The 6,548-nt window shown below is 25.4% G+C and carries 7 protein-coding genes and 1 pseudogene; all 8 read left to right on the top strand.

Going from position 1 to position 6,548, the window contains the following annotated elements; genetic code table 11:
* Positions 1–205: 205 nt before the first annotated feature.
* Positions 206–523 (top strand): annotated as a pseudogene (locus A6P36_RS05270) (Rpn family recombination-promoting nuclease/putative transposase); the annotation flags it as partial.
* A gap of 168 nt (positions 524–691) precedes the next feature.
* On the top strand, positions 692–958 hold the full coding sequence (locus A6P36_RS05265; protein WP_066761689.1) for a YlmC/YmxH family sporulation protein: 267 nt from the start codon (positions 692–694) through the stop codon (positions 956–958).
* Between the two features lie 19 nt (positions 959–977).
* Positions 978–1,700: a peptidoglycan editing factor PgeF gene (gene pgeF / locus A6P36_RS05260; protein ID WP_066761692.1), complete on the top strand. Its 723-nt coding sequence runs from the start codon at positions 978–980 to the stop codon at positions 1,698–1,700.
* Between the two features lie 23 nt (positions 1,701–1,723).
* Positions 1,724–2,434, top strand: coding sequence for a response regulator transcription factor (locus A6P36_RS05255; RefSeq protein WP_066761688.1), 711 nt, complete (start codon positions 1,724–1,726; stop codon positions 2,432–2,434).
* A 56-nt stretch (positions 2,435–2,490) separates the two neighbouring features.
* Positions 2,491–3,642 (top strand): sensor histidine kinase, encoded by a 1,152-nt coding sequence (locus A6P36_RS05250; protein WP_242861668.1) that lies wholly within the window; start codon positions 2,491–2,493, stop codon positions 3,640–3,642.
* 154 nt (positions 3,643–3,796) lie between these two features.
* Positions 3,797–4,708 carry a PstS family phosphate ABC transporter substrate-binding protein gene (locus A6P36_RS05245; protein ID WP_066761679.1) on the top strand — a complete coding sequence of 304 codons (912 nt, stop codon included), beginning with the start codon at positions 3,797–3,799 and terminating at the stop codon, positions 4,706–4,708.
* Positions 4,709–4,774: 66 nt separating this feature from the next.
* Positions 4,775–5,641, top strand: a complete 867-nt coding sequence (gene pstC, locus A6P36_RS05240) for a phosphate ABC transporter permease subunit PstC (protein WP_066761677.1) — start codon at positions 4,775–4,777, stop codon at positions 5,639–5,641.
* 18 nt (positions 5,642–5,659) lie between these two features.
* On the top strand, positions 5,660–6,547 hold the full coding sequence (gene pstA / locus A6P36_RS05235; RefSeq protein ID WP_066761675.1) for a phosphate ABC transporter permease PstA: 888 nt from the start codon (positions 5,660–5,662) through the stop codon (positions 6,545–6,547).
* The last annotated feature ends 1 nt before the right edge of the window (position 6,548 follow it).

Here is a 6,548-nt window from a genome sequence, read left to right as displayed (position 1 = left end):
AAAAGATTTAGCAAAAAGAAGCAGATATTATCAAGGTATGATAGATTTAAACGCCATAGAAAAAGGGGAAATTTATAGAGATTTAAAAGAAAGTATTGTTATATTTATCTGTAAATTTGATCCGTTTGGAAAAGGATTATCAAAATACACTTTTGAGAATATTTGTAATGAAAACAAGGAACTATACTTAAAAGATGGAACGANNATTGAGAAAGAAATAACTAGCGAAAATAATTTTGTTAAAAAGATAGAACAAAAGATAAGAAATATAAAGGAGAATAAGGAATGGAGGGCGGAGTTCATGACGCTTTTAATGAGAGAACAAGAAATAGCTAGAGATAATTTTGAAAAGGGAATGGCTGAAGGAGTAGTAAAGGGAAGAGAAGAAGCAACAGCTAAAGGTATAGAAAAAATAATTGAAATATACAGAGAAGAATTGAATTTTGAAGATGAGATTATAGTTCAAAAATTAATGAAAAAATATGATTTAACTAAAGAAGAAGCTGAAAAATATTTGAAGTAGAAAATAATATTTATGAAATTAAGAGATGCAATAAAGCATCTCTTTTTGTTTTTATTTTTATAAAAATTATTATAAATAGAAATATAAAACAAGATATCAAAAGTATAAATATATTTTTTAAAACATATAGATTAATAAAAATTTTTTATATAAATAGAGGAATATTTTATGTTAGAAAGATCATTTTCATTAAATAATCTTAAAACTATGGAAATAATAGACATAAGTATTGGAGCAAGAATAGGCTATATAAATGATTTTAAGATTGATACAGATAAACATAGAGTTTTAGCAATTATGATAATGTACACCAAAACATCATGGTTCTCTAGAAATAATTATTTAGAAATACCTTGGGATAAAATTGTAAAAATTGGAGTTGACGTCATATTAATTGATGGAACTAATCTTGATTTATTACAACCAAGTAATTAAAATTATTGTAGGTGATTTTATGAAATTAATTCAGCTTGAAGATAAATATTTTTTATATAAAAAAATTAAAAATATTAATTTAGTTGTTTCTACAGCTAATACGGAGTTTGGAATACATCCTAAACTTGAAAATTACGATCAAAATATTGAGTTTATTAAGAAAAAGTTTGATTTATTAAAAATATTTACTGTATCTCAAACTCATAGTAATATTGTACATACTTGTGATTATGATTTTGTTAATGGTATTGAGGGAGATGGACTTATAACTAAAGAAAAAAAATGTGCAGTTGGAGTTTTTACGGCTGACTGTGTTCCTATTTTTTTATTTGATATTAATAAACAAGTTGTATCTGTAGTACATAGTGGTTGGAAAGGAATTTATAAAGAGATAGTTGTAAATGCTATTGATGTATTTATAGAAAAATATAATTCAAATGTAAGTGATATATGTGTTTATATAGGACCGCACAATATGAACTGTTGTTATGAAATAGGAGAAGATTTAAAAAATAAATTTTTAAATCATGAGCATTTTAAAAATAATTTACGCATTTTTAATGGTAATAATTTAGATATGATTGAATGTATTAAAATTTCTCTATTAAGCAAAGGAATTTTAGAACAAAATATAAATGTTATAAATTATTGTACTTATTGTAGTGAAGAGGTAAAATTTTATTCATATAGAAAAAATAATCTATCTTTAAATAGAATTTTTTCGTTTATTTTTATTAATTAAACTTTGCAAAGGATATGAATTTTATGGGTAGAAAAATTTTGATAGTCGAAGATGAGTCTAGTATTGCAGAGTTGCTTAAATATAATTTAACTAAAAATGATTTTATCGTAAATTGTGTTTCTGATGGTTTGAATATTGTTGAAAATATAATAGAATTTAATTCTGAACTTGTTTTATTGGACTTAATGCTTCCTGAAAAAGATGGTTTTGAAATTTGTAAAGAGCTTTCTGAAAACGAATATACGAAAGATATTCCAATAATTATAATTTCATCAAAAAGCAGAGAGTTTGATAAAATTTTGGCTCTTGAGCTTGGTGCAGATGATTATATATGCAAGCCTTTTTCTATAAAAGAAATAATTGCACGTATTAATGCTGTATTTAGACGTATGGAAAAATTAAATAGTCAAAAAGTTTCATCATCACAGGAACTTAAGTTTGGAGATATAAGAGTTGATTTGAAAAAAAGAGAAGTTTATAAAAAAGATTTAAAGCTTGAATTAACTTTTAAAGAATTTGAACTTCTTGTTATGCTCATAAAGAGTAATGGGCGAGTACTTACGAGAGAATATATTTTAGATAATATTTGGGGATACAAATATGTTGGAGAAACTAGAACCGTTGATGTACATATTAGAAGTTTGCGTAAAAAAATTGAGGATGATGATAAAAATCCAGTTTTTATTGAAACAATGAGAGGAATAGGATATAAATTTAATTTTAAAAATATATGATAATTATTTATTTGGTTTTAGGGTTTTGTATATCTAGTTTTATTTTTATTGTAGGTATGTGTTTTCAACGGAAAAAGATAAAAGATGAATTGCTTAGTATGCTTAAAATGAATTCGCAAAATTATTTAAAGTATTTTGTGAATATGGCAAATAAAAAAGATTTTAAATTGAAAAATATACTTGATTTGATTAGAGTTAAGTTTGAAAAAATTTATGAAAATAGTGATGATTTAAATCAAGAAAATTATGTGTTAAGAAAAATAATTGATATTGTAGATGAGGGTATTTTAATTTTAAATAAAGATAATGTGATTTATTATTTAAATGATGAATTAAAAGAACTATTTAATTTATCTAATATTGAAGAGTTATTTAATAAAAATTTGAAAGATACTTCGTTAAAATGGATTTTGGATTTTGAAAATTTAAATTTTTTTGAAGTTCCAAATAAATATACTTCTATTAATATTTCATGTTATGTTGTAGAGATTTGTAATGATTTAAGAGTTTATAAATTTAAGAATGTTTCTGAGTATAAAAAACTTGATTATATGAGTAAAGAGTTTGTTTCTAACATAACTCATGAATTAAAAACACCTTTAACCTCTATAATAGGATTTTCAGAAACTTTAAAAAACGTTGAGGATGAAAATGATCGTCAAATGTTTTATGACATAATAAATAGAGAAGCTATTCGTTTGAATAATTTGATAAGTGATATATTAATATTTTCTGAGATTGAAACGCAAAATGATTTAAGTAAACAAAAAATTGATATAACGAGTTTGCTTTATAGTATAAAACAGCTTTTATATCCTCAAATACATGAAACAAATTTTAAAATTAAAATTTCAGATGATAAAGTTGTAATTCTAAATTGTGAAAAATATATACGTCAAATTTTCATAAATATAATGGATAATTCTATAAAACATTCCTTTGGTACAACTTTAAATATAAATTGTAGTGAAGATAATGAAAATATTTATGTAAATTTTTCTGATGATGGAATAGGAATTCCAGAGGAAGAAATAAAAAATATTTTTGATAGGTTTTATAAAGTGTTAAATTCAAAAAGTAAAGGGCGTGGAACTGGACTTGGTTTGTCAATAGTTGAAAGTTCCATACAAAAAATTAATGCTAAAATAGGTGTTTTTAATAATGTTGATAAAGGAGTAACTTTTAAAGTTACTATTCCTAAGAAATAAGCGAGATAGTTTGAATAGAAATTATTTCGCTTATTTTTTAAATAAATATTTTTACATTCGACAAAAATATTTAATGTAGATTTAACATTTTCAAAATATTAATTTAACCAATATATTTTAAAATTAAGTTGAGAATGTTTTAGGGGGAAATTTTATGAATAAACGAATATTTGGTGGTTTGTTTTGTGCAAGTTTATTTTTCTTAACTTTAGTTTCTTGTACAAACAATTCAAGTTCTTCAAGCTCAAAATTAAGTGGAAATATTGTTATTGATGGTTCATCTACAGTTTATCCAATAACTGAAATTGTAGCAGAAGAATTTACTTATGAAAATCCAGATGTAAAAGTTACAGTTGCAGAATCTGGAACAGGCGGTGGAATGAAAAAATTTGTAGAGGGCGAAATTGATATTGTAAATGCATCAAGAAAAATTAAAGATTCTGAATTAGAACAAGCTAAAGCAAATGGAATAGATGTTTTAGAATTGGTTGTTGCAAATGATGGAATATCAGTTGTTGTTAATTCAGAAAATGATTTCGCAACTGATCTTACAAAAGAAGAATTAGCACATATTTTTAGAAATGAGAATCCTGCTAAATATTGGAGTGATGTGAGAGAAGGATTCCCAAATGAATTAATAAAAGTATATACACCAGGAACAGCATCTGGTACTTTTGAATTCTTTACAGAAGTTGTTAATGATGAAGCAAAATCTCAAAGAGAAGATGCTATATTAAGTGAAGACGATAATGTATTAGTAAAAGGAGTAAGTGAAGACAAATATTCTATAGGATATTTTGGATATAGTTATTACGAGGCGAATAAAGATAAAATTAATTTAGTGTCAATTGATGGTATTGCACCTTCTTCTGAAACTATAAATGACGGAACATATTTATTATCTAGACCATTGTTTATATATTTTGATAAAAATGATTTAAGTAAACCTGAGATACAAGCATTCATTGAATTTTATTTAACAAATGCATATGAGCTTGCTGATGATGTTCAACTTGTTCCATTAAATAAGAGTGAATATGAATCTCAACTAAATAATTTAAAATAACTTATTTATAACTGCTGACCATAAAATATGGTTGAGCAGTTTAATATTAATGGGAGGATTTGTTAAATGAAGGAAAAAATCATAGAATTTCTATTGAAAATTTTTGCTATGATATCTATACTGATAACAATTTCGATAGTCGTATTATTACTTTTTGAAGCTAAAGATTTTTTTAAAGAAGTAAGTTTTGTTGAATTATTTAAAGGAAATTCTTGGAATCCACTTTTAAGTAATCCAAGTTATAATATAATGACATTAATAGCAGGAACTTTGATAATAGCTTTAATAGCTTGTATTATTGCAGTACCTTTAGGTTTATTGATAGCAATTTATTTAAGTGAATATGCAACAAGGAAAATACGTGGATTTTTAAAACCAATTTTAGAAGTATTAGCATTTATTCCTTCAGTTGTATATGGATTTTTTGCTTTAACTTTTATTACACCATTTTTAAGAACATTTATACATAATTTGGAGATATATAATGCTTTAAGTGCAGGTATTGCCATAGGGATAATGGTAATTCCAATGATTGCATCATTAAGCGAAGATGCTTTAAGAAGCGTTCCTGGTTCAATAAGAAGAGGAGCTTACGCACTTGGAAGTACAAAATATGAAGTTACAACTAAAGTTTTAATTCCTGCGGCTAAATCTGGAATTATTTCTTCGTTTATTTTGGCTGTTTCTAGAGCTATCGGAGAAACAATGATTGTTGCTATTGCATCAGGAAGTAATCCATTATTTAATCTTAATCCATTAAAAAGTGTACAAACATTAACTGCTTATATGGCTAATGTTAGTATGGGAGATGTTTCTTATAGTTCTGTTGAGTATAAAACTATTTTTGTTTGTGGTGCTGTATTATTTTTCATAACGTTGGTTTTGAATATAATCGCCAGAAAAATTATTAATAAAAATAAGTATAATTTTTAAAATGAAAGTAGGATGGAAATGGAAAGAGAATTGTTTGATAAAGAACTTATTAAGAGCAATTTAAACAAAAGAAAAGCAAAAGATAAGGTTTTAAAAATAATTACGATAATAGCAACATTAGTAGGAGTTATTTTCTTACTTGTTTTATTAATTCAAATTTTTTCAAAAGGATTTAAATATTTAAATTGGGATTTCTTAACAGGTTTTCCTTCTAGTAGACCTGAGAGAGCTGGTATTGCTCCAGCTATCGTTGGAAGTATGTATATTTTGGTTTTGACAATTTTAATATCTGTTCCATTAGGAATAGGTACAGCAATTTATCTTGAATTATATGCAAAACCATCTAAACTAACAGAATTTATAAAATTAAATATTCAAAATCTTGCAGGTGTACCGGCAATTGTATATGGGATATTAGGGCTTGGAGTATTTGTGAAATTTTTTATGCTAGGTTCAAGTATTATTTCGGGAGCATTAACATTATCTCTACTTGTATTATCTCCAATAATTATTTCATCACAAGAGGCTCTTAAAACAGTTCCATATTCATTTTATGAAGGAGCATTAGCGTTGGGAGTTTCTAAATGGCAAGCTATCAAAGGAGTTGTTTTGCCGTGTGCTATATCTAATATAATTACAGGAATAGTTCTTTCTTTAGCTCGTGCAGTTGGTGAAGCATCTCCTCTTATTGTAGTAGGAGCAGCTACTTTCTTAAGATTTTTGCCTAAAAGTTTATTGGATGGATTTACAGTATTGCCTATACAAATTTATAATTGGACTTCAAGACCTGAACCAGAATTTCAATATTTAGCCTCAGCAGGTATAATTGTTTTATTGGTAATTGTTTTTATGTTTAATATTTTGGCTATTATTATAAGGAAAAAATTTGAGAAAAAATATGACTAAA

It is taken from the genome of Candidatus Arthromitus sp. SFB-turkey, assembly GCF_001655775.1.
In the GTDB taxonomy this organism is placed as follows: Bacteria; Bacillota; Clostridia; order Clostridiales; family Clostridiaceae; genus Dwaynesavagella; species Dwaynesavagella gallinarum.
The sequence above is the reverse complement of the archived record's forward strand: the minus strand, read 5'-3'. Positions and strand labels throughout refer to the sequence as shown.